A 22106-nucleotide genomic window follows, 5' to 3' on the forward strand; every position below is an offset into this window, starting at 1 on the left:
TTCGTCATGTGGAAGGCAGTTTTACAATGTTATTGGCAAGTGGCTACCTTTAAGGAAAGTCCTGCCAACACACCTTATTCGGTACCTTTATTGGTTTTTGTAGCCTTTTTATTTTTTATTCTAATTGTGCTGCAGTGGTATATGGCAGACATAAAACAGCAGTTTGAAATAACAAGTTCAATCGCTGCGGGGCTAAGTTTAATTATTGTTTATTTTATTTTTACTTTTTTATTGTTAAAGCTTAACGACAAAGTTAATCGACTAATTCAATCCCTAACTTCGCTGCTGGCAAGTCATTTCATAGTACATGTTTTTGCTTTGCCTTTATTGATTGTTGCCCCGGCTTTGGCTGCAGCCAAAGTAAGTCATGGTTTGGCTCTATTATTAGGTTTAATCTATCTGATTTTGACTCTAATTCTAACAGTATGGCAGTTTTTGGTGACGGTTCATGTGTATAAGCTGGCATTAGAGGTAGATAATTTAACTGCTGTTCTGGCAAGTTTTGGATTATTAGCCTGTAATATTTTAACTGTGTCCTTTTGGCGATGAGAAAAATTATGCATTTACATATCCTAGGAATTGGCGGAACCTTCATGAGTGCCTTGGCTATTCTGGCGCGTGAAGCAGGTTATAAGGTGACTGGTTGTGATGCGAATTGCTATCCTCCGGTAAGTGATCTGTTAAAAGCCAAAGGGATTGAGTGGACAGAAGGCTATGAGGATACTGCTCAAGCCTTAAAAGCAGACTCGGTGATTATAGGAAATGCAATTAAGAGAGGAATGCCAGTACTGGAAGCAGTACTTAATGCCGGAAAAAATTATATTTCAGGCCCCCAGTGGTTGGCTGAAAATATATTACCTCGTTATCGTGTATTGGCCGTTGCTGGCACCCATGGGAAGACAACAACAACTTCCATGCTGGCATTTATTCTTCAGCAGGCTGGTCTTAATCCTGGATTTCTCATTGGGGGAGTTGCTCCAAATTTTAATACTAGCGCTTTTTTAGGGCGGGGAGAATGGTTTGTCATTGAGGCGGATGAATACGATAGTGCCTTTTTTGATAAACGGCCTAAATTAATGCATTATCGACCTGAAGTGGCCATTCTTAATAATCTTGAATTTGATCATGCAGATATCTATGCCAATCTGGAAGCAATTCAACAGCAATTTCACCATTATCTGAAGACTATTCCTGGAAAGGGGGTAGTCATTAAACCCCGAGATGATGTGGCGCTTAATCAGGTTATAGCGCAAGGTGTTTTTTCAGCAGTGGAAGAGCTGGCTTTCAAGGGGCATGCGACCTGGCGCGCTGAAATACTTGAGGACAGTGGAAAAGCCTTTCGTATTTGGTACAAAGGTACACCAGTGACTGAAGTGAATTGGCCTTTAATTGGTCAATTTAATGTTGAAAATGGTTTGGCAGCGATTGCTGCGAGTTACCATGCCGGAGTAGATATTGAGACTGCAGCCCGTGCATTGGCAGAATTCAAACCTGTCAAACGCAGACTGGAGATTAAATCGGAACGGCACGGAGTTACTGTCTATGATGATTTTGCTCACCATCCTACTGCAATAACAAAAACGGTTAACGCTTTAAAAAACAGCGGTCGTCATGAGCGAATATTGGCGGTTTTAGAGTTTGCCTCTTATACCATGAAAACCGGGATACATGCAGGGGCAATGGCTCAAGCTTTATCAGCTGTTGATCATGTCTATGTGTTGAACCCGGAGCATTTTAGCCTTGATAAAGTCATTCACGACTGGCAGTGTCCTTATCAAATTTTACCCGATGCGAGTACTATCATTGCTGCGGTAGTTGAGGAAACTCGTCCCGGTGATGCTGTGTTAATTATGAGTAATCGAGGATTTGATAATATTCATCAAAATTTAGTCTTGCAAATTGATTTAAAATTTGGCAAATGAAGATTTATCATTCAATTGTTGCAAATTCTTTGGCAGATTGTTATAAAAAAAGAAGGTTCCCAAGGATGGCTTTGGGTGGCAGGCTCGCTGTGTTAGGTGCGGGCGAAGGGCTTGCAAGGAGAAAACCATGCCAATGTATGAGGATTTGCAACATAACGCCAAAAATTTAACGGTCCTGCTAACTCATGCATTAGGCAAACAAGTGACTTATGGCGGTTTATTTTGTACCTGTCTTCCTTCTCTTACCAATCAACAATTATTTAATGATGCCGATTTAATTCAGCAAATAGCAGAATGTCTTGATTTTTACAGAGGTATAACCAGTGCGGGGAAAGCAATTACTCCTCATACCCGATATCTTGTTCTAGTTGGGATTTATCTCTATGTTTGGTATCAATATGATAGTCTTTTGCAAAGTTACTTAAATAAACCTTTACTGAAATTATTTCAGCAGCATCTTGGGATTACTTCTTTAAATGAACTTAAACCAGAATTTTATAAGGCCTGCCTTGAGGAGCTGGATGATTTTTGCAATTGGGTTTATGAAAAAAGTAATCAATATCAGCAAACATACAAGTTATTTCAAGCTTTCCCCACCAACATGCAAGGAAACCTTCATACGCAAAAAGAGCAGATTACCGCCAGTTTATCTTGGGACAATTTATTTTCAGGATTAATGACAAGAATAGGAATTAAAGGCCTATTTTAAGGAGAACATATGGGCTACAAACTCCCAGGCTATCGCTATTTACACAACAATACAAACATCCTTCACGATACATTCAACAAATTAATCAATCGTTATATTCCTCCTACCTATGAGCAAGTGCGTCAAAAAGTGAGTTCTTTTCCTGAAAAATATAATGAGAAAGTAAACAAAAAATCAGGACTTTTAGTCAATACTACACGGGGATTAAGACTTGATCAAAGTGCATGTATTAGTTTGTTACTTCCTAAGCTACCTGAAGAGGGAAGTGTGCAGGAAATTAATCAGGCTCACAACATTCTACTGGGTGCTGTCATTTATCGGTTTTTGCGTATTAAAAAGTCTTATAAGCCAAAATATTATTCCTATTTTGGTTATTCTCCGAAGGATAGTTGCACCTATCAGATTTTGGAAGAAGATTTTGAATTCGATAAGCAACAACTTGATGCTGAAACGATTGCAACTTGCTGTGAAGCCTATTTAGCCTATCTTGAGCAAGAGGTAGTCACTACTATAGGCAAAAAACAAAAAGTCGGTGATCAATTTCCCTACATCAAAGAGGATGTCGATTTTTATAAAAACCTTAAAGCCATTATTCGTGATGCGCGTGCAATAGCTCAACCCATAACTGCTCAATTAAAAATCATTTCTTTTGTACAATCGGTAGCAGTTTCATTCCGAACAATGGATAATAATGCATTAGAGGTTTTACCAAAGCTTTCATCTGTAGTTTCCAACAAATTAAAAAAATCTCCTGCTCAAGAGCTGACAAGTGAAGATGTGGCTGAATTGCTTGATACTATTCATCCTGCGGTTAATGAAGCCGCGAAAGAAACTTTAAAATTGGTATTACCTGATATGGTGACTTCTAAAGGAGTCTTTACCAAAGTGATAATTTCGAATTCATCGCCAATTAGAACAGAAGATAAATATCTAAGCTTTCAGGATTATGTGCAAGAGGCTTTGATAATGAATAGTCAATATGCTTTGCTGGGGGCATATATTTTGGCCTTATCGCGGAGCGAAGCGGATAAGCCTGAATTAAAAGATGCTCTTAATCATGCTATCGCGGCGCAAGGTGTTAATCAACTGGATGAGAAGACGAAAAAGTGGGGATTAGTTGCCTTTCACAATTATGTCACTATTCCAGGCATACCTGCTATTAACTATAAATGTTGGCATGCGGACACTGGCTATGAGCATATGGATAAGGAGTTGCAACAGCAATTAAATAAGCTGTCGCGTTTAAAAGAAAAGGAAGAGGAAGTCTTCTCATTTTTTTAAACTAGAATTAAGCTAGATCCTGCTGCACAATGGAAGTAAGAAAAGAGCCATATAAGTCTATGACTCTTTTTCCCTTATTACTTGGTCCCAAAATGTAGCCGTCCATCCTTCCAGGACACTTTAACTTCATCCCCGGATTTGAATTGGCCTGTCAATAATGCCTGTGCCAAAGGATTTTCAAGTTTTTGCTGAATGGTTCGTTTCAAAGGTCTTGCTCCATAGACAGGATCAAACCCTGCCTCAGCCAAATGAGTCAGGGCCTCAGAAGTTAATTCCAATGAAATATTCTGTTGTAACAGACGTTGCCGCAGCAATTCAATTTGAATAGAGGCAATAGCGGCAATCTGTGCTTTTCCTAATGGATGAAACACTACCGTGTCATCAATACGGTTGATGAATTCGGGTCTGAAATGCTGACTCACAATATCCATGACCGCAGTTTTAATTTGCTCATAATTCAGTTTGCTTCCCATATCATGGATAAGAGAAGAGCCTAAATTAGAGGTCATAACAATGACAGTATTACGAAAATCCACTGTACGCCCTTGACCGTCCGTTAAACGACCATCATCCAGGACCTGAAGCAGAATATTAAACACATCACTGTGCGCTTTTTCAATTTCATCCAGTAGAATGACAGAATAGGGGCGCCGGCGTATAGCCTCTGTTAAGTAGCCACCTTCCTCATAACCGACATAGCCTGGGGGGGCGCCGATTAACCTGGCAACAGAATGTTTTTCCATGAATTCAGACATATCAATTCGTACCATGGCTTCTTCCGTATCAAAAAGAAAGCCAGCCAAGGCTTTGCAGAGTTCTGTCTTACCCACTCCTGTTGGCCCAAGAAATAGAAAGGAACCAATTGGACGTTTTGGATCGGACAGTCCAGCACGTGAACGACGAATAGCGTTAGCCACGGCTTCAACCGCTTCATTTTGACCAATAACACGTTGATGAAGGGCTTCTTCCATATGTAATAGTTTTTCTTTTTCACCTTCGAGCATTTTAGCGACGGGAATACCAGTCCACTTGGAAACAACTTCGGCGATTTCTTCTTCCGTGACTTTGTTTCGTACTAATTTGGTTTCACTGGCTTCAGCGGCTGCCACTTGCGCAAGTTGCTTTTCAAGCTCAGGAATCCGTCCATATTGCAATTCCGACATACGAGCTAAATCACCAGCTCGTCTTGCGGTTTCCAATTCAATTTTTGCTTGCTCCAGCGCCTCTTTAATCTGCGTAGCGCCTTGTAAAGTGGCTTTCTCCGCTTTCCAAACCTCTTCCAGATCGGAGTAATTTTTTTCCAGTTCGTTAATGAGTTGTTCTAAATCGGTCAAGCGTTTTTTAGAGGCTTCATCACTTTCTTTTTTGAGCGCTTCCCTTTCAATTTTCAACTGAATTAAACGTCTTTCCAACTTATCCAGACTTTCTGGTTTGGAGTCAATTTCCATACGAATTTGACTGGCTGCTTCATCAACTAAATCAATGGCTTTATCGGGAAGTTGTCTGTCCGTAATGTAGCGGTGAGACAGTGTGGCTGCTGCAACAATAGCAGGGTCAGTGATATCTACACCATGGTGTACTTCATAACGCTCATTTAATCCTCGCAAGATAGCAATGGTATCTTCTACGCTGGGTTCGTCGACAAAAACTTTTTGGAATCGGCGTTCAAGGGCAGCATCTTTTTCAATATATTGGCGATATTCATCCAAGGTTGTTGCACCAATACAATGCAATTCACCGCGGGCCAGAGAGGGCTTTAACATATTGCCAGCATCCATTGCCCCTTCGGCTTTTCCAGCACCTACCATGGTATGCAATTCATCAATAAAAAGAATAATTTGTCCTTCCTGCTTGGCCAAATCATTTAAGACTGCTTTTAAACGCTCCTCAAATTCACCACGAAATTTGGCGCCTGCGATCAATGCTCCCATATCCAGAGATAATAAACGCTTGTCCTTTAAACCTTCCGGAACTTCACCATTTACAATTCGTTGCGCTAAACCCTCAACAATTGCTGTTTTACCTACACCGGGCTCGCCAATAAGCACCGGATTATTTTTAGTTCGTCGCTGTAAAACCTGAATGGTCCGGCGAATTTCATCATCACGGCCAATAACAGGGTCAAGTTTTCCTTGCTCTGCACGTTCGGTTAAATCAATGGTATATTTTTCCAGGGCCTGACGCTGTTCTTCAGCATTCGGGTCATTGACTGTTTCACCTCCACGCATATCATTAATAGCTTTCTCCAGAGACTGCTTGTTTGCACCCGCCTGAGTTAACAAGCGCGCGAGATTACCGTTCTCCTCCATTGCAGCAAGAATAAATAATTCGCTTGAAATATAACTATCCTTGCGTTGTTGTGCCAATTTATCAGTAAGATTTAGCAAGCGCCCCAAGGCATTGGAAATATGAATTTCTCCCCCCGTTCCGGAAACTTTGGGAAGTTTATCCAATGCCTGATCTATCAATGTGCGTAACTGAGACAGATTCACGCCTGCTTTAGTCAGTAAGGGTCTGCAGCTCCCTCCCTGCTGATCAAGTAAAGCCTTCATGAGATGTTCAGGTTCGATGAAACTGTTATCTCGACCTAAGGCTAAGGATTGCGCATCAGCCAGAGCCATTTGAAATTTTGAGGTGAGCTTATCCATCCGCATAACGTGACCCCTCTTAATTGAATGTTTAAAATACTTCTTACCTGCCGTAAAATGTGGGTTCTTTTTAAAAAATCAAGTGACTTAATATAATGAATGATACTCCACCAACCAATAATTCTGATTCACAGGCATTGTTAAATCAATTAGTTATTGAGTATATGCGTGATAAGAGACGTCAACGCTACTGGCGTTGGATTAAACGCATTTTAATTGTTATTTTTGCCCTTTTAATCTTTTATCAGTTATACAGCTATGGAGATGAAGACAAGACTATAAGACTTAAACCCCATGCTGGTTTAATTGATTTAAATGGGACTATCTTTGATAGCCAAGGTGCTGGTGCTGAAAATTTTGCAAAAGCGATGGATTCTGCCTATAAAAGTTCTGGACTAAAAGCTTTAATTATCCGTATCAATAGCCCAGGAGGTAGTCCTGTACAAGCAGATTATATGTATAATACATTGCAATATTACCGCCAAAAATACCCTGATATTAAAACTTATGCAGTCTGTGTCGATATGTGCGCCTCTGCTGCCTATTATGTCGCTGCTGGAGCTGAGGAAATTTACGCGAACCCATCCAGTATTGTCGGCTCTATTGGCGTTTTATACAACGGATTTGGGTTTGTCGATGCCATGCAAAAATTAGGGATAAGCAGACGCTTGCAGACAGCAGGTAAGAATAAAGGATTTATGGATCCTTTTTCGCCGCAAACTCCTCAACAAGTGCAATTATTGCAAACCATGTTAAATAACATTCATCAGCAATTTATAGCCAAGGTAAAAGCTGGACGAGGTACTCGCCTTCTTATCGATGATGAGACTTTTTCAGGTCTTTTCTGGACTGGTGAACAAGCTAAGGCTCGCGGTTTAATTGATGGTTTTGCAAGCAGCGGTCAAATCGTTCGCGAAAAAATGCAGTTGGAAAAAGTAATTGATTATACTCACAAACAAAGTGTGCTGGAGCGTTTTTCTAAAAATCTTGGTACGGCTATGGCCGAGCAATTGCCTTTGGCTTTGGGATTAAAACCAGGGGTGCTTGATTAGCGCTTATACCGCGCGTAAGCGCGGTATAGAGAAGTATATTGGGTGAGTGGAGAAGGGAGTCGGAAATAACATTGTGTATTTTTGAAACCCTCCATGCATTAACATCAACACGAAAGTTGGCTTTACTAACCCTTCACAGCCGGCATTAATGTTTGCAAGAGGGATTTGAAAATCTTGGGTGTTCCTGCAGCAACATCACCTTGCTTCATATAATCTTCGCTACCATCCACACTGCTAATTAAGCCCCCTGCTTCCTTGATTAATAAAGCACCTGCAGCAATATCCCAGGGACGTAATCCAAACTCCCAGAATCCGTCAAGACGACCACTTGCAACATAGGCGAGATCCAATGCTGCAGAACCGGTTCTACGGATACCAGCACATTTTCCAATCAGCGTTTCAAAGGTAGGAAGATAGCGGCGAGCTATGGCAAGATTGCGGAAAGGAAAGCCTGTCCCCAATAAAGCATCCGATAATTGTGTCTTTTTAGAAACACGGATACGACGTTCATTTAATTGTGCTCCACGACCGCGACTGGCAGAAAAGCATTCATGGCGTAAGGGATCATAAACGACACCGTGTTCAATTCGATTTTTAATTCGAAGTGCAATTGATACAGAGAAAAAAGGAAACCCATGTAAATAATTGGTTGTTCCATCTAAAGGGTCGATTATCCATACTGATTCAGCATCACCATTATAAATTCCACTTTCTTCAGCGATAATACCATGATCAGGGTAGGCTTTATGAATGGCATTTATGATCGCTTGCTCAGCTTTAACATCAACTTCGCTAAAGAACTCTTCGCCGTTTTTCGCAGTAATTTTAAGTCTGTCTACTTGCTCAATATGGCGAATAATAATATCGCCTGCAAGTCGGGCGGCTGAAATAGCAATATTTAATAATGGTTGCATGGATTTGCTCTTTTTACAAAATCAGCGATTTTAACACATTTTTTTTTGTACAGAGAGAAATCGTTGATGTATAGTTTGCACCTGTTAAAATTAATTCTTGAAATTGTTATTTATTCGCAGCAAAGAGCTTTATTGTTATGATTCTTTATTGCCTCAATATCTGTGCGAGCTCCTTGCGCAAAATAACAATTGAAAGAGATAAATAAAGTTATTGCCTTATGAATTTTTCAGCAGTCCGAATAGTATTAATTGCCACTTCACATCCAGGCAATATTGGTTCTACAGCTCGAGCAATGAAAACCATGGGTTTTCGCAACCTTTATCTGGTTTCGCCAAAAGCCTTTCCGCATCAAAAAGCTTATGAAATGGCAGCTGGGGCAGATGATGTGTTGAATGAAGTGATAATAACAGACTCCTTGGATGAGGCATTAAAGGGTTGCCAATTAATTTTTGCAACAAGTGCAAGACCTCGAGGTATTGCTTTGCCTGGATTAACGCCTTCTGAATTTGCCACAATGCTTGCTGGACAACCTGATAGTACGGAAGTGGCGATTCTTTTTGGTCGTGAGCATGCAGGACTAACCAATGAAGAATTATTGCGTAGCCACTATCATATTAATATTCCGAGTAATCCGGAGTACAGTTCACTCAATTTATCTCAAGCTGTGCAAATTATAACCTATGAGTTACGCATGAAGTTACTCTCTCCTGCTGCTGAGGTGGGACTCATTGCTGATCGATTAGCTACTGCGGATGAAGTGGAGCAGTTTTTTGAGCATCTGAAAACAGTAATGACGACAATCAAATTTCTAAAGCCCACCCGTCCTACAAAACGTTTATTACAACGGATTCGTCGCCTATTTAATCGCGCTAAACTTGAATATATGGAGGTAACTATTTTGAGAGGCATTTTAAGTCATATTCAAAAAGCATTGAGTGGCAAGTAAAAGCTTATTTCAGGACAATATAAAGTTTAGTTCTTGGTTACAGTAGCCTATAGTGATAAATAATTAATTAGGGACGGCTATAAACAATAGGAGTGAAAGATGGGCAATTTGCCGATTTATTTAGATTATATGGCAACCACCCCGGTGGATCCTCGTGTGATTGAAAAAATGATGGATTACTTAGGTCCTGATGGCATTTTTGGTAATCCTGCGTCCACTACTCATATTTATGGCAAAAGAGCTACAGAAGCAGTTGAGCACGCTCGTCAACAAATTGCTGATGTTTTTAATGCTGCCCCTGCTGAAATAATATTTACTTCAGGGGCTACTGAGGCAGATAATTTAGCAATTCTCGGAGCTGCTCAATTTTATCAGCGCAAGGGGCGTCACGCTGTGACGATGCAAACGGAACATAAAGCCGTGCTTGACAGCTTTCATCGATTAGAGAAAGAAGGATTTGAGGTCACTTATTTGGAGCCGCAGTCTGACGGGTTATTAAATTTTGAGGATTTAAAACAGGCGCTGCGGGACGATACAATTTTAGTATCCATCATGCATGTTAACAATGAAATTGGTGTTATTCAGGATATTGCCATGATTGGTGAATTTCTGCGTGACAAGGGTATTATTTTTCATGTCGATGCTGCGCAAAGTGCAGGAAAGTTGACTATTAATTTAAGTGAAATGGCTGTGGATTTAATGTCTTTTTCTGCCCATAAAAATTATGGGCCTAAAGGAATTGGAGCCTTATATGTTCGTCACAAGCCTCGAATACGCTTACAACCTCAATCCTTTGGAGGAGGGCATGAAGGTGGCCTGCGCTCCGGAACACTTGCTACTCACCAAATTGTTGGCATGGCTGAGGCTTTTGTTTTATCCGAAGCTTCAAGAATTGCAGAGCAAGCGCGTATTTTGAATTTACGACAACAATTGTGGGAAGGGATTAAACATATCCCTGGCATACGTTTAAATGGTCATGAGCATCAACGAGTAGCCGGTAATTTAAACCTCACATTTTCAGGAGTAGAGGGGGATTCATTGTTATTAGCTTTACGTGAATTGGCAATCTCTACAACATCAGCCTGTGCCTCAGCCAGTTTACAACCCTCTTACGTATTAAGGGCATTGGGATTGGATGATGAGTCCGCCTTTAGCTCGATACGTATCTCCTGTGGTCGTTTTACTACGGAAGAACAAATTAGACAGGCTGTCACAATAATTTGTCGCCAAGTTGGTCGTCTGCAAGAAATATCACCACTATGATGTATAATAATCTTTTAGAACGTTGTTTTTTTTCACCCAAACATGTGGGCGTTATTGATTTAGCGGAACCTTTAACGGTTTGTTATCGCAGTGGAAAGGCAGGTCGAGGTGATGTGTTTGATTTTTACCTGCAGTGTGATAAGCAGGGCTCAATAGTTAAGGCTCGATTTAAAGCCTATGGAAACCCTTATTTAATCGCTGCCTTAGAGTTGGTTTGTCATCGACTGGAAAGTAGTAATATCCGTGAGCATCCGCAGTTTGACTACTCCTGGTTAGTGGAGCAATTAGAAATACCTGGAACCCGATATCCTGTTGCGTTGCAAGTGCACGACGGTTATCAAGAAATCCTAAAGATAATGCAAGAGAAGTTAGAAGGGGAATTAGAAATGTCAGAAGTAATGCAGCATAGAAGTGATTTGGCCGCTGGCGTTACCTTAAGCGATGCTGCCAAACAGCACATTTTGTCTTATCTTGACAAACAGAAAGACAGCAAAGGCATCCGCTTATCTGTAAAAAGAACAGGATGTTCAGGGTTATCTTATGTAGTGGATTATGTTCAATCTCCCCAAGATAATGACATTGTTCAGGTCTTAGCTGATGATTATATAATATGTATTGATAAATCGAGTTACCCCTATCTTAAAGGAATGAAAGTGGATTATGTCAGGCAGGGGCTAAATTATAAATTTGTGTTTGATAACCCCAATCAAAAAGGCCAATGTGGATGTGGGGAAAGTTTTACTGTGGAGGATTACTAAACGTTTAAATCTCACCATTAACTATGTTTTCAGTAACAAGGCAAATATACCTTCTAAATTATAAACAATAAGGGCGTCATCCTGAGCAAAGCGCTGAATCTAAATAGAGCAGGTTCAACTTGCAAAAGATCATGCGGCTTTGCCGCATTCTGGATGACGAGATGTAAAAATACAAAGACTCCAATATAGATTATCTTGAAAGCGACATAGTCGCTTGAAGAATCTCTTTGTTTTAAAGCTCAGGCTTTATCTGTTTGAGAACTCACTTGCTCAGAATGACGGTAATTTGAGCAAGTGTGAAATTAATTCAAAGGATACAGTATTGCTCTAATTCCAGTAATTAAACCTCTTTATTAGCAGGAGAGTCTTCTCTGCTAATTGAATTCTTAAACTACAGTTTTAGTCTGCGTATTAATTCATGGCTGCAAAAGTCCGTTACTGAGTAAAAAAACTGTAAAAAAATGTTACTAATGTTTTTGAAATGAGTCGTTCGTGCAAAAATTGCTTGAAAAAATCTTCATTTTTACTTAAGCTTCCCTTAAGAAATGAATATCATTAAGACAATGTTTACATACTTTGTGATATTTGATAGTATATCGGTCATGATGGTCGTTATATGGCTTATCAAAATAGTTTACTTTGGATGTGGAGAGGATAATGAGTGCAGTTATGCAACAAGTTGAACAATATAATGAAGCATTAACCCAACAAGTTGTTGGTGCGGTGAAAGGTTATTTAAATAATGTGGGTAGTAAAGACGGTAACCTTAATCTGTATCAATTAATTGTTGAAGAGGTAGAAGCTCCTCTATTTCGTACAGTAATGGAGCTGACTCGTTATAACCAATCAAAGGCTGCCCGAGTTCTTGGCGTAAGCCGTGGTACTTTGCGTACTAAATTAAAGCGTTATTTTGACGATGAATTTATCGGTACTCGTGGTTAATAGCGTAATCAGCTATTTAAAAAGTTAGTATCTAGCAAAAAGCCAGGGTTTCCTGGTTTTTTGCTATTCATTCTGCTAGTATTGATTACAAAGTCGATCAGACAATCGCTTTTTACTTCAGTAAAAAGAGGAAAGTCCGGGCTCCATAGGGTAAAGTGCCAGGTAATGCCTGGGAGGCGCGAGCCTACGGAAAGTGCCACAGAAAATATACCGCCTTGCCTGAAGCATAGCGACAGTTGAGGTAAGGGTGAAATGGTGCGGTAAGAGCGCACCGCGCGATTGGCAACAGTCGTGGCAGGGTAAACCCCACTGGGAGCAAGACCAAATAGGAATCCATCTTGCTGCAAAGCTGGAACGTATGACCCGTACGGGATTCGGGTAGGTCGCTCGAGGCTTATGGTGACGTAAGCCCTAGATGAATGATTGTCCAAGACAGAACCCGGCTTATCGATCGACTTTTTCTATTTTCTCTTGATTTATTCTTGCAAGTAGACTTACCATCACGCTTTCTAATGGTTGAGTCTTAATTCATGATGCTTTGTATTGACGTTGGTAACTCCCATATCTATGGTGGTGTATTTGCCGGTGAAGAAATTCGCCTTCGATTTCGTCATACTTCACAGGTAAGTACTTCAGATGAATTAGGCATTTTTCTTAAATCTGTCTTGCGCGAAAATCAGTGCTCACCCGAAGCTATTAATCAAATTGCTATTTGTTCCGTAGTGCCTCAACTGGATTATTCCTTACGGTCGGCCTGTGTTAAATATTTCTCGGTAGAACCTTTCTTTCTTCAGGCTGGGGTAAAAACAGGTCTAAATATTAAATATCGAAATCCAGTCGAGGTGGGAGCTGATAGAATTGCGAATGCAATTGCAGCAACACATGCTTATCCCGAAAAAAATATTATCATCATAGACTTCGGTACAGCGACGACATTTTGCGTTATTACTGCTCAGAAAGTGTATTTAGGTGGTGCTATTCTGCCCGGTGTACGTTTATCTGTAGATGCATTAGCGAATAAAACTGCAAAGTTGCCAGCTGTAGAAATTATTAAAATTGAACAAGTAGTAGGACGCTCTACAATTGAAAGTATTCAATCGGGAGTATTTTATGGGGCATTAGGTGCTTGTCGTGAACTGATTACTCGGATTAAAGAGGAGACCTTTGCTCATCAGGATGTTTTAGTCTTGGCAACAGGTGGATTTGCTTCTTTATTTGATAAGCAAGACATTTACGATTATCTGGTGCCTGATTTGGTATTACAGGGCATACGTTTAGCTGCTGAATTAAATAGCTAATACCATGAGGTTCCTTGTATAAATAGTTAACTGGCTACTCTATTGCTGTAACTCAGTTGTACCTCTGTTTCATTCAAAACCGTCTTCGAACTGACAGAAAGCATTGTCACCAAGTGTTGTTGATTTTTTCAATCTGCCATTTCGAAGAGCATATTTTCTATTAAGGAGTAGCTGTGCATTTTTTTTATTAAAAAAAATGGTTTTTAGGGTTGACGCCTGGGAAATAGTGTTTCTATAGTGTATAAAAGTGGGTTAAAATAACAAAAAAGTGGAGAATTGTGGGACTCTTCGGACTACCCACAAAGAGAAGATTATGTTTCGCGGAATTAATGCCATCACAATTGACGGAAAGGGCCGTCTAACCGTACCAACGCGCTATCGCGACGCGTTGGCGGGGGGCAATGAGAAAGCCCCCTTGGTGGTGACAATCGATACCGAGGAAACTTGTTTGCTGCTTTATCCAGCAGCTGAGTGGCAAGTTATAGAGGACAAACTGCAGAGTCTTCCGAGTTTTAATGCTGCTGCCCGTCGTATTCAAAGACTGTTAATAGGGCATGCCACAGATGTCGAATTAGATAGTAATGGGCGCGTGCTGCTGCCTCCCTTATTGAGAGATTATGCCCATCTCGATAAGCGGGTCGTAATGATAGGGCAAGGGAATAAATTTGAAGTTTGGAGTGAGTCGTTGTGGCAATCCAGGCGTGAGAAGTGGCTAGCTGACGAAGCATCTGGTGAAGGTGGTGGATTGCCCGATGAAATGAAAACTTTTTCTTTGTAGTGGAAAGCAAAATCATGGCGCATCAATCTGTTTTGTTGCAGGAGGCATTAGAGGGTTTGGCTATCAGGGCAGAAGGAACCTATATTGATGGAACTTTCGGTCGTGGTGGCCACAGTCGTGCCATTTTACAACAGTTGTCCGAGTCAGGAAAACTGCTTGCCATTGACAAGGATCCTGAGGCAGTTGTCTATGCCAAAGAGCATTTTGCTGCAGACAAACGTTTTCATATTTATCAAGGTTCATTTGCTAAACTCGCGGAATTTGCAAGAAAAGAAAATGTCTACGGCAAAGTAGATGGGATTTTACTGGATCTGGGCGTATCGTCACCGCAGTTAGATAATCCAGCCCGTGGATTTAGTTTTCTGCAGCAAGGCCCTTTAGATATGCGCATGGATCTTGGGCAAGACTTAAATGCTGCACAATTTATTAATGAAGCAGAAGCCGATGAGATGGCCGCTATTTTTAGAGAGTACGGTGAAGAGCGTTTCGCTAGACGAATTGCCCGGGCAATTGTTACAGCGAGAGCCGAAAGTCCAATTACAACAACAGAAGAGCTTGCTGAAATTGTAAAACAAGCAAATCCAAAATGGGAAAAGCATAAGCATCCAGCCACTCGTGTTTTTCAAGCCATACGAATTCACGTTAATCAGGAGTTAAATGAGTTAACAAAATGTTTGGAAACGGCAATTGATGTCTTAGGAATAGGTGGGCGTTTGGTGATAATTAGTTTTCATTCTTTGGAGGACCGAATAGTTAAACAATTTATGCGAGACAAAGCACAGGGATTACGTCTGCCAGCTTCAGTGCCTGTGCGAAATGAAGAGGTAAAAACCAATTTTAAAAAAATAGGTAAGGCGATAAAAGCAAGTGATGACGAAATAAAAGCAAATGTCAGAGCTCGCAGTGCAGTTTTAAGAATAGGGGAGAAAATAGCATGAACGCAGCAGCCAGAGCGATTCATCAAAGCAATCTTTTTAGTGGACATTTATCAGATATGCGTCTCTCAAAACAGCTTTGTTTCATATTGTCTTTGTTATTCGCCGTTTTGGTTAGCGCATTGATGGTGGTCTATGTGACGAATGAACATCGAATCGTTTTTAGTGAGTTACAGCGGATGGAGCAGCAAACACATCAATTGCAACTACAATGGGGACAACTGTTGTTAGAACAAGCGAGTCTTGCCACTCCTGGTCGAGTTGAAGCACTCGCAGTTGAAAAATTACAGATGAAACTGCCCGCAGATAAAAATACTTATGTGTTGCAAACCCGATGAAAGCAAAAGGTGTTCTGGCTCGTCTTGCGGTTGTGTCACTGTTTTTTCTTATGCTTTTGATAGCCTTGCTATGGCGAATGGTCGATTTGACCATTTTACATCGGCAATTTCTGCAAGTTCAGGGTGACGCTCGCAGCGTACGGGTTGTTGATATTCCTGCGTACCGTGGCATGATCATTGATAGACAGGGAACACCACTTGCTGTGAGTACTCCTGTGCAATCAGTCTGGGTAAATCCTCAGACTTTTTCAGCGAATGCACAGCAGTTAGCCGAATTATCTCGCCTGGTAAATATTCCAGCCAAAACATTGTTAACACGTGTTGAGAAGGCCAAAAATCGCGAATTTTTATATTTGCGTCGCCAACTGCCTCCTATGATTGCCAAAAAGATTGAGCAATTAAAAATTCCAGGGATTAATTTTCAACAAGAGTTCAAACGCTATTATCCCGCAGGAGACAGCACTGCCCAGTTATTAGGGTTTACCAACATTGATGATATTGGCATTGAAGGTCTAGAACTTGCCTATCAGGACTGGTTAATGGGAATTAATGGTAAAAAACGAGTCTTGAGGGATAGGATGGGACAAATTATTGAGGAACTTGGTGTGATAAAAGAGCCTCGTCCAGGTCATGATCTTGTTTTAAGCATTGATAATCGTATTCAATACTTAGCCTACCATGAATTACAAAATACACTGGAGAAATTTGCTGCCAAATCAGGATCAGTTGTAGTCGTAGACGCGACCAGTGGTGAAATTTTAGCAGCAGCAAACGCGCCGTCTTTTAATCCTAATGCCCGTGGACGCTATACGCGAGATAGTTATCGCAATAAAGCAATCACAGATACTTTTGAACCTGGTTCGGTGATTAAACCTTTCAGTATCGCGAGTGCTCTTAGTACAGGTTTATTTAAACCGGATACCATTATTGATACACGTCCCAGCTGGATGATAGTACATGGTCATACTATTCGAGATGTCCATAATTATGGCGTATTGGATGTTACTGGTGTTTTACAACATTCCAGTAATGTGGGGGTGACAAAAATGGTTTTACAAAGCCCACCAGAACAACTGATCGGTTTATTGCAGCGAAGCGGATTTGGGCAACGCACAGAAAGCGGTTATCCTGGGGAAAGTGATGGTAGTATAGTGCATGTTAAAGATGCCAATCCTTTTGTATTAGCTACACTGGGTTTTGGCTATGGTTTGTCAGTGACAGCCTTACAAATGGCCAAAGGTTATCTTATTTTTGCAAATAAAGGTCGCTCAGTACCGGTAACATTACTGCATAATCAGCCGACGCCGCCAGGTGAGCAAGTTGTCGACGAAAAGACAGCAGAGCAAATTCTGGCAATGATGGAAGCAGTACTTGGTAATGAGGGGACAGGTAAACAGGCAAGAGTACCTGGTTATCGGGTTGCAGGTAAAACGGGTACGGCACGTATTGCTGGAAAGAATGGTTACGAAGCCAATCGCCATATTGCGAGTTTTGCAGGGATTGCACCGGTATCAAATCCGAAATTAATCGTAGTAGTAGTCATTCATGAACCAACAAAAAACAGTTATTATGGCGCAGCAGTTGCTGCTCCTCTTTTTGCACAGGTGATGTCCGGAGCATTGCGAATATTAGAAGTTCCTCCTGATAAAACAACAATGTGAGGTTTAAGAAATGAAACTGGCTGAATTGATGCGTCCATGGGTTAATATAGCCCTTCCTGATTGTGAAATTTCAGGATTGCAAAACGATAGTCGCCAAATTAGCCCGGGCTTTTTATTTCTGGCTTATCCTGGGGCACACACTGATGGTCGATTGTTCATTTCACAAGCAGTCGCTTCAGGTGCTTCTGCGATAGTGTATGATCCTGCTGGCTGGTCGACTGCCAAGTTACCTGAACAGGTTATTGGTATCCCGCTAGAAAATCTTGCAGCAAAACTTGGCGACATCGCCAGTCGTTTTTATCATTATCCTGCGAAAAAGTTAACAGCAACCGGTGTCACCGGAACGAATGGAAAAACAACCATTGCTTATCAATTGGCTCAAGCCTATGACCTATTAGGAGAAAGTGCTGCATACATTGGTACCATTGGGCAAGGAAAAATTGCAGAGCTTAAAGAATTAGGGAATACAACCCCCGATGCATTATGTCTACAACAGCTATTGGCAACTTATCAACAGAATGCAGTTCAACAGGTCTGCATGGAAGTGTCTTCACATGCTCTATGTCAGCATCGGGTTGATAGCATTGAATTTCAGCAAGCCATTTTTACCAATCTAAGCCATGAGCATCTGGATTATCATCTCACGATGGAGGCTTATGCCAAGGCAAAAACATTATTGTTTGCTAAACCTACCCTCAAATCAGCCATTATTAATCGGGATGACTCCTACTATCAGTTAATGAAAGATGCTATTACTGCCATTTCATGCCAAGTGGTTAGCTATGGTATTAAAGAAGAAGCAGCCGATGTACGCGCTTTAAATTGGCAGGTTGATTTAACTGGAACAACTTTTGATGTTTTGTCCCCTTGGGGGCAATTGCAGTTAAAAATAAATGCCTTGGGTTTTTTTAATATTTATAATGCATTGGCAATTTTTTCAAGTTTGGCGGTCAATAATTATCCTATCGCAACCATTGCTTCCATTATGAGCAAGCTACAGGCAGCTCATGGCCGAATGGAAGTAGTTTCTCATGAACCTTATATCATTGTTGATTATGCGCATACACCAGATGCATTGGAAAACGTGCTTGCTACGTTAAGCAGAATCAAAAAAAATCGTCTTTTAGTGGTGTTTGGTTGCGGTGGTGACAGGGATAAAACTAAACGTCCCATGATGGGAAAAATTGCTGAACAATACAGTGACATTGCTATCATTACCAGTGATAATCCACGCACAGAAGATCCCATGACTATTATTAAAGACGTTGAAGCCGGAGTTGCTAATCCTTCTCGAATTGTGAAAATTGTTGATCGACGAGAAGCAATTGCTAAGGCACTCAGTTTGGCAGAAAAAGATGATATTGTTCTGATTTCGGGCAAAGGGCATGAAACTTATCAGCAAATAGGAAATTTACGTTCTTTTTTCTCTGATCAAGACGCAGTACGAAAATTAGTTAATAAATAGCCTATTTTACTCCATAAGAGTCTGATGTTATCTCACTTTGAAAGGTATAAAGCTGTATCATGGTTGTAGCGTGCTATTGCTTAAACATTTTTCTTTCTGCTCATACAGGCTATGAATAGGTCTTATGTATAACCACTTAAAGGAATGGGTATTTATACCCATATCAAAAAGATCAAAATTAGCGCATAATTTTCTCTTTTAGTACATTTAATGTGAAATCGATATGCGCTGGGAACACTTCAACCAAAATTTATCCTCCTATGATCGAACGAGAGGAATTAGCAAAACCTCTATTTATGCAGTTTACAAAAATGTGGAAAAAGATAGTGAGCTTGGCGAAATAGAAATTACTAGCTCCGATGAGACCTTGTTTTTTAGCTTTGGTTTTTCTGAAAAAGCGCAAGATTTCTATCTTAAAATGATGAGGTGGTTAAAACAATTTGAGAATGAGATGATCTGTTCTCGAAGCAGTATGGATCTTGAAAAAAGGGAGATGATAATCTCTGTTAATAGTAAGGATTTTAACATTCGTGAAATATTTAATTTTCTTTTCCAGGAAAAACAAATCGATGAGTCCATAGCAGCAATTCCTGATATGTTGAATTTAAAATCTCCTGAAGAAACGCTTAGCAATAAGACCTCTGAGAATAATAATGTTGAGGTCTCTCAAGCAACAAATAGTCTTGAGCTTAATAATTTTTCTGCAGAGGTAACCCCAGTTGAAAATTATGCCTCTCTAATCGAAACAATTGAACGCCAAATTAAAAAGTTTAATGATGGGATTTCATTTTTTTCTATCAACAAAGGAAAAAAGGCCTCATTGATAAAAGAAGCATTGCAGAATACTATTGAAGCAATGAACAATACCCCGGCATTATTTAAATCACCCGAAGACGTGTTAAATTATAAAAAAGATGGAAACAGCCGTAGTCTTAAACAAGCACTGAACTATAATCGATTGCTTATTCAGCGCGAAAAAACAAATACTTTGCTTGAAGTGGAAAGTTTTTTATATCCTAAAAACGGGAAATAGGGTGGAATCCCGGATTCGATCCTGCGGACCTGCATCCAGGCTACTTTGATTAATATTCCCTATGGAGCCTGGGTTCCCCCCTGGGCTGAATGTTACGCAGGTGTTAAGATTATCCACAACCAAGAATTCTTAAAATTTTTTTATCTGCCGGTAATTCTTTTGCATACATAGCAAAATCATGCCGTTGTTGATGTGCTTTACGTAAACTTAGAAAAGCTGTTTCCAGATTGCCAGCTTTTTTTAAACGCTCAGTCTCATAAATCGGATTGTATAATGATAGAACATAGTCTTGCCAGGTTTGTCCACCTGGCATTGGAGGAGCTTGTTGAATGGCAGGAAGTGTATATTCTGGTAAAGCCAATCCATAGGCAGCATGAAGTTTTTGACTTAGTATAATCACTGCGTCATCTTTTGCTTCAAGACTGTGTCCTGCGATATGAGGCGTACATAATGTTGCAAAATTGACAATGTCTGTACTAATGGCAGGTTCATTATTATAAACATCGGTGCAATAAAGTAAGGGTTGGGCTTGCTGCAATAACTCCTTTTCATTAACAATACTACCACGAGAAGCATTAATAATAGCGCAATGAGGTTTTAATTTTTTTAAAACAGCCTGATTGATGAGATTAAAACTGGCATCAGGCTGATTAAAATGTAAGTTTGCATGGATAGCAATGAGATCACATTGAGTGACAGCTTCGAGCGAACAACTCATAAAATTATGCTGGCGCTTGCTTTTTGGAGGATCATAGGCAACGGTATGTAAACCAGTTGCTTGCAGACGTTCCAGAACTTTAGAACCCACTTTACCTACACCTATTACAGCAGCGTTAGTTCCTTTAAAATCTTTATATTTTTGCAAAAATGCAAGGCTTGCAATTACATAATCAGCAACAGCTGTCGCATTACTCCCTTTGGCATCAAATAATTTTATTCGCCGTGACTTGAGAAAACTCTCATCAATATGATCAGTTCCACTGCTTGCCGTGGCAACGTAATTCAAAGCGGTATTTTTCAATAAATGCTCTGTCACCTTCAAGGTGGAGCGACAAATTAAAATCTGGTGATTTTTTAGTAATTGAGTGAGCTCAGCAGTATTATAATATAAAGTTAATTCAAAAGGTTTTGGAAAAGCATTAAATAACCCTGGTAATGTAGCATCAGCAAGAATTTTCATAAATTAAATAATGCTCGGAGAAACATAAGAGACCACTGAATCGGTGGATTAATAAGCCAGGGTAGAACGCCCGTGAACAGCAGGATTAATAAAATAAAAAACCCCCATGGTTCCAACCTTAAATAAATAGACGCATGGCGTGGTGGCATAAGGCTGGCAACAATGCGGCTACCATCTAAAGGAGGAATGGGAATTAAGTTCAGATAGGCTAATAACAAATTAATAATAATACCCGCACGCGCTGCTAATAATAAAAATAAAGCAAAATTAGATGATTGAGGATTCATATTAGCTGCTATTTTCAGCAATCCTGTCCACATAATGGCCATTAATAAATTAGAAAGTGGGCCTGCTGCAGTCGCCAAGGCTATATCACGTCGAGGATGGCGAAATTGCGAGTCATTAATGGGTACGGGTTTTGCCCAGCCAAAAACAAAATTAAAACGGCTTAAAATTAAAACAGCAATAGGAACAATAATGGTGCCAATAAGATCAATATGTCTCATAGGATTAAAGCTAACTCGGCCTAACATTTTGGCAGTGGTGTCACCTAAACGGTAAGCTACCCAGGCATGTGCTGCTTCATGAAGGGTTATACCAAACAAAACAGGCAGTAACCATATAGCAATTTGTTGGATAGTGGTTAACTCAGGCATGCCATTACTTAATCATGTAAATAAAGCATTCTAACGGTTGTTATAAGCAGACTCAAGGTCCAAACAAGCTAGACAACCCAAGTGTTTACGTCTGTAATATACTATATAATACTATTTTCTTTTTTATAGGTATGAATAACTCACATACACTCATACACCCTTTATTAAAACCCTATATAAACAGGATAGAAATAATTGATTCTGACCCATTACTCTCTCCTTATAAAGTTTATCCCAATCTATATGTGGTAATGGGATTTCAAGTATCAAGGTCGAATCGCACTTTTGACAGATGACCATCAGCATGTCTTGCTTAGGATCCCCAG

Annotated in this window: 20 protein-coding genes, 1 other RNA gene and 1 pseudogene; 18 read left to right on the forward strand and 4 right to left on the reverse strand. The window is 40.2% G+C overall.

Annotated features, from left to right (window positions below; translation table 11 throughout):
- Positions 1–6: 6 nt before the first annotated feature.
- From clem_RS04235 to clem_RS04250, 4 genes are all read left to right on the forward strand, one after another.
- Positions 7–549: a hypothetical protein gene (locus clem_RS04235; protein ID WP_094090479.1), complete on the forward strand. Its 543-nt coding sequence runs from the start codon at positions 7–9 to the stop codon at positions 547–549.
- An 8-nt stretch (positions 550–557) separates the two neighbouring features.
- Positions 558–1922, forward strand: coding sequence for a UDP-N-acetylmuramate:L-alanyl-gamma-D-glutamyl-meso-diaminopimelate ligase (mpl, locus tag clem_RS04240; protein ID WP_094090480.1), 1365 nt, complete (start codon positions 558–560; stop codon positions 1920–1922).
- Between the two features lie 127 nt (positions 1923–2049).
- Complete coding sequence (locus tag clem_RS04245) at positions 2050–2631, forward strand: hypothetical protein (protein ID WP_094090481.1); 582 nt, start codon at positions 2050–2052, stop codon at positions 2629–2631.
- Between the two features lie 9 nt (positions 2632–2640).
- Positions 2641–3912: a hypothetical protein gene (locus clem_RS04250; RefSeq protein WP_094090482.1), complete on the forward strand. Its 1272-nt coding sequence runs from the start codon at positions 2641–2643 to the stop codon at positions 3910–3912.
- A gap of 77 nt (positions 3913–3989) precedes the next feature.
- On the opposite strand, the gene clpB is transcribed toward clem_RS04250, so the two are convergent.
- Positions 3990–6566 carry an ATP-dependent chaperone ClpB gene (clpB, locus tag clem_RS04255; RefSeq protein ID WP_094090483.1) on the reverse strand — a complete coding sequence of 859 codons (2577 nt, stop codon included), beginning with the start codon at positions 6564–6566 and terminating at the stop codon, positions 3990–3992.
- Between the two features lie 89 nt (positions 6567–6655).
- On the opposite strand from clpB, the gene clem_RS04260 reads away from it, so the two are divergent.
- Positions 6656–7612 carry a S49 family peptidase gene (locus clem_RS04260; protein WP_094090484.1) on the forward strand — a complete coding sequence of 319 codons (957 nt, stop codon included), beginning with the start codon at positions 6656–6658 and terminating at the stop codon, positions 7610–7612.
- A gap of 125 nt (positions 7613–7737) precedes the next feature.
- Here clem_RS04260 and clem_RS04265 read toward each other — a convergent pair whose 3' ends face one another.
- Complete coding sequence (locus clem_RS04265; protein WP_094090485.1) at positions 7738–8526, reverse strand: inositol monophosphatase family protein; 789 nt, start codon at positions 8524–8526, stop codon at positions 7738–7740.
- Positions 8527–8744: 218 nt separating this feature from the next.
- Here clem_RS04265 and clem_RS04270 point away from each other — a divergent pair, with 218 nt between their 5' ends.
- From clem_RS04270 to clem_RS04325, 13 genes and pseudogenes are all read left to right on the forward strand, one after another.
- Entirely contained in the window at positions 8745–9473 is a 729-nt protein-coding gene (locus clem_RS04270; protein ID WP_094090486.1) for an RNA methyltransferase, read from the forward strand.
- Between the two features lie 99 nt (positions 9474–9572).
- Complete coding sequence (locus tag clem_RS04275; protein WP_094090487.1) at positions 9573–10736, forward strand: IscS subfamily cysteine desulfurase; 1164 nt, start codon at positions 9573–9575, stop codon at positions 10734–10736.
- Positions 10736–10972, forward strand: a pseudogene (locus clem_RS15050) (iron-sulfur cluster assembly scaffold protein); the annotation flags it as partial. The gene clem_RS04275 and the pseudogene clem_RS15050, both read left to right, overlap by 1 nt.
- A 150-nt stretch (positions 10973–11122) precedes the next feature.
- On the forward strand, positions 11123–11494 hold the full coding sequence (locus clem_RS15055; RefSeq protein ID WP_232505599.1) for a HesB/IscA family protein: 372 nt from the start codon (positions 11123–11125) through the stop codon (positions 11492–11494).
- Positions 11495–12151: 657 nt separating this feature from the next.
- Positions 12152–12436 carry a helix-turn-helix domain-containing protein gene (locus clem_RS04285; RefSeq protein ID WP_058449409.1) on the forward strand — a complete coding sequence of 95 codons (285 nt, stop codon included), beginning with the start codon at positions 12152–12154 and terminating at the stop codon, positions 12434–12436.
- An 89-nt stretch (positions 12437–12525) separates the two neighbouring features.
- Positions 12526–12899, forward strand: an RNA gene (gene rnpB, locus clem_RS04290) — RNase P RNA component class A.
- A 67-nt stretch (positions 12900–12966) separates the two neighbouring features.
- A complete protein-coding gene (locus clem_RS04295; protein ID WP_094090489.1) occupies positions 12967–13734 on the forward strand; it encodes a type III pantothenate kinase in 768 nt (255 codons plus the stop codon).
- Positions 13735–14047: 313 nt separating this feature from the next.
- On the forward strand, positions 14048–14512 hold the full coding sequence (gene mraZ / locus clem_RS04300; protein WP_094090490.1) for a division/cell wall cluster transcriptional repressor MraZ: 465 nt from the start codon (positions 14048–14050) through the stop codon (positions 14510–14512).
- A gap of 11 nt (positions 14513–14523) precedes the next feature.
- The gene (gene rsmH, locus clem_RS04305; protein ID WP_094092267.1) at positions 14524–15450 is read left to right on the forward strand and encodes a 16S rRNA (cytosine(1402)-N(4))-methyltransferase RsmH; all 927 of its coding nucleotides are present in this window, start codon (positions 14524–14526) and stop codon (positions 15448–15450) included.
- Positions 15447–15785, forward strand: a complete 339-nt coding sequence (gene ftsL / locus clem_RS04310) for a cell division protein FtsL (protein ID WP_094090491.1) — start codon at positions 15447–15449, stop codon at positions 15783–15785. Before rsmH ends, ftsL begins: the two co-directional genes overlap by 4 nt.
- Entirely contained in the window at positions 15782–17446 is a 1665-nt protein-coding gene (locus clem_RS04315; RefSeq protein WP_198333184.1) for a peptidoglycan D,D-transpeptidase FtsI family protein, read from the forward strand. The genes ftsL and clem_RS04315 overlap by 4 nt, the downstream gene beginning before the upstream one ends.
- A gap of 10 nt (positions 17447–17456) precedes the next feature.
- Positions 17457–18911: a UDP-N-acetylmuramoyl-L-alanyl-D-glutamate--2,6-diaminopimelate ligase gene (locus clem_RS04320; RefSeq protein ID WP_094090492.1), complete on the forward strand. Its 1455-nt coding sequence runs from the start codon at positions 17457–17459 to the stop codon at positions 18909–18911.
- A gap of 313 nt (positions 18912–19224) precedes the next feature.
- Positions 19225–19944, forward strand: a complete 720-nt coding sequence (locus clem_RS04325) for a hypothetical protein (protein ID WP_157698175.1) — start codon at positions 19225–19227, stop codon at positions 19942–19944.
- A 109-nt stretch (positions 19945–20053) separates the two neighbouring features.
- On the opposite strand, the gene clem_RS04330 is transcribed toward clem_RS04325, so the two are convergent.
- Both clem_RS04330 and clem_RS04335 read right to left on the reverse strand, forming a co-directional pair.
- Entirely contained in the window at positions 20054–21124 is a 1071-nt protein-coding gene (locus clem_RS04330; RefSeq protein ID WP_094090494.1) for an NAD(P)-dependent oxidoreductase, read from the reverse strand.
- Positions 21121–21780 (reverse strand): site-2 protease family protein, encoded by a 660-nt coding sequence (locus clem_RS04335; protein ID WP_094090495.1) that lies wholly within the window; start codon positions 21778–21780, stop codon positions 21121–21123. The genes clem_RS04330 and clem_RS04335 overlap by 4 nt, the downstream gene beginning before the upstream one ends.
- Positions 21781–22106: the final 326 nt, after the last annotated feature.

The organism is Legionella clemsonensis, assembly GCF_002240035.1.
GTDB lineage: Bacteria > Pseudomonadota > Gammaproteobacteria > Legionellales > Legionellaceae > Tatlockia > Tatlockia clemsonensis.

Excerpts from the sequence above, each read along its gene's own strand:
- clem_RS04260 (WP_094090484.1), top strand. The coding sequence starts at position 6,656 with ATGAATGATACTCCACCAACCAATAATTCTGATTCACAGGCATTGTTA.
- clem_RS04275 (WP_094090487.1), top strand. The coding sequence starts at position 9,573 with ATGGGCAATTTGCCGATTTATTTAGATTATATGGCAACCACCCCGGTG.
- clem_RS04320 (WP_094090492.1), top strand. The coding sequence starts at position 17,457 with ATGAAACTGGCTGAATTGATGCGTCCATGGGTTAATATAGCCCTTCCT.
- clem_RS04270 (WP_094090486.1), top strand. The coding sequence starts at position 8,745 with ATGAATTTTTCAGCAGTCCGAATAGTATTAATTGCCACTTCACATCCA.
- clem_RS04235 (WP_094090479.1), top strand. The coding sequence starts at position 7 with ATGTGGAAGGCAGTTTTACAATGTTATTGGCAAGTGGCTACCTTTAAG.
- clem_RS04285 (WP_058449409.1), top strand. The coding sequence starts at position 12,152 with ATGAGTGCAGTTATGCAACAAGTTGAACAATATAATGAAGCATTAACC.
- clem_RS04315 (WP_198333184.1), top strand. The coding sequence starts at position 15,782 with ATGAAAGCAAAAGGTGTTCTGGCTCGTCTTGCGGTTGTGTCACTGTTT.
- clpB (WP_094090483.1), bottom strand. The coding sequence starts at position 6,566 with ATGCGGATGGATAAGCTCACCTCAAAATTTCAAATGGCTCTGGCTGAT.
- mraZ (WP_094090490.1), top strand. The coding sequence starts at position 14,048 with ATGTTTCGCGGAATTAATGCCATCACAATTGACGGAAAGGGCCGTCTA.
- clem_RS04295 (WP_094090489.1), top strand. The coding sequence starts at position 12,967 with ATGATGCTTTGTATTGACGTTGGTAACTCCCATATCTATGGTGGTGTA.
- clem_RS04330 (WP_094090494.1), bottom strand. The coding sequence starts at position 21,124 with ATGAAAATTCTTGCTGATGCTACATTACCAGGGTTATTTAATGCTTTT.
- clem_RS04335 (WP_094090495.1), bottom strand. The coding sequence starts at position 21,780 with ATGCCTGAGTTAACCACTATCCAACAAATTGCTATATGGTTACTGCCT.
- mpl (WP_094090480.1), top strand. The coding sequence starts at position 558 with ATGCATTTACATATCCTAGGAATTGGCGGAACCTTCATGAGTGCCTTG.
- clem_RS04265 (WP_094090485.1), bottom strand. The coding sequence starts at position 8,526 with ATGCAACCATTATTAAATATTGCTATTTCAGCCGCCCGACTTGCAGGC.
- clem_RS04245 (WP_094090481.1), top strand. The coding sequence starts at position 2,050 with ATGCCAATGTATGAGGATTTGCAACATAACGCCAAAAATTTAACGGTC.
- ftsL (WP_094090491.1), top strand. The coding sequence starts at position 15,447 with ATGAACGCAGCAGCCAGAGCGATTCATCAAAGCAATCTTTTTAGTGGA.
- clem_RS15055 (WP_232505599.1), top strand. The coding sequence starts at position 11,123 with ATGTCAGAAGTAATGCAGCATAGAAGTGATTTGGCCGCTGGCGTTACC.
- clem_RS04250 (WP_094090482.1), top strand. The coding sequence starts at position 2,641 with ATGGGCTACAAACTCCCAGGCTATCGCTATTTACACAACAATACAAAC.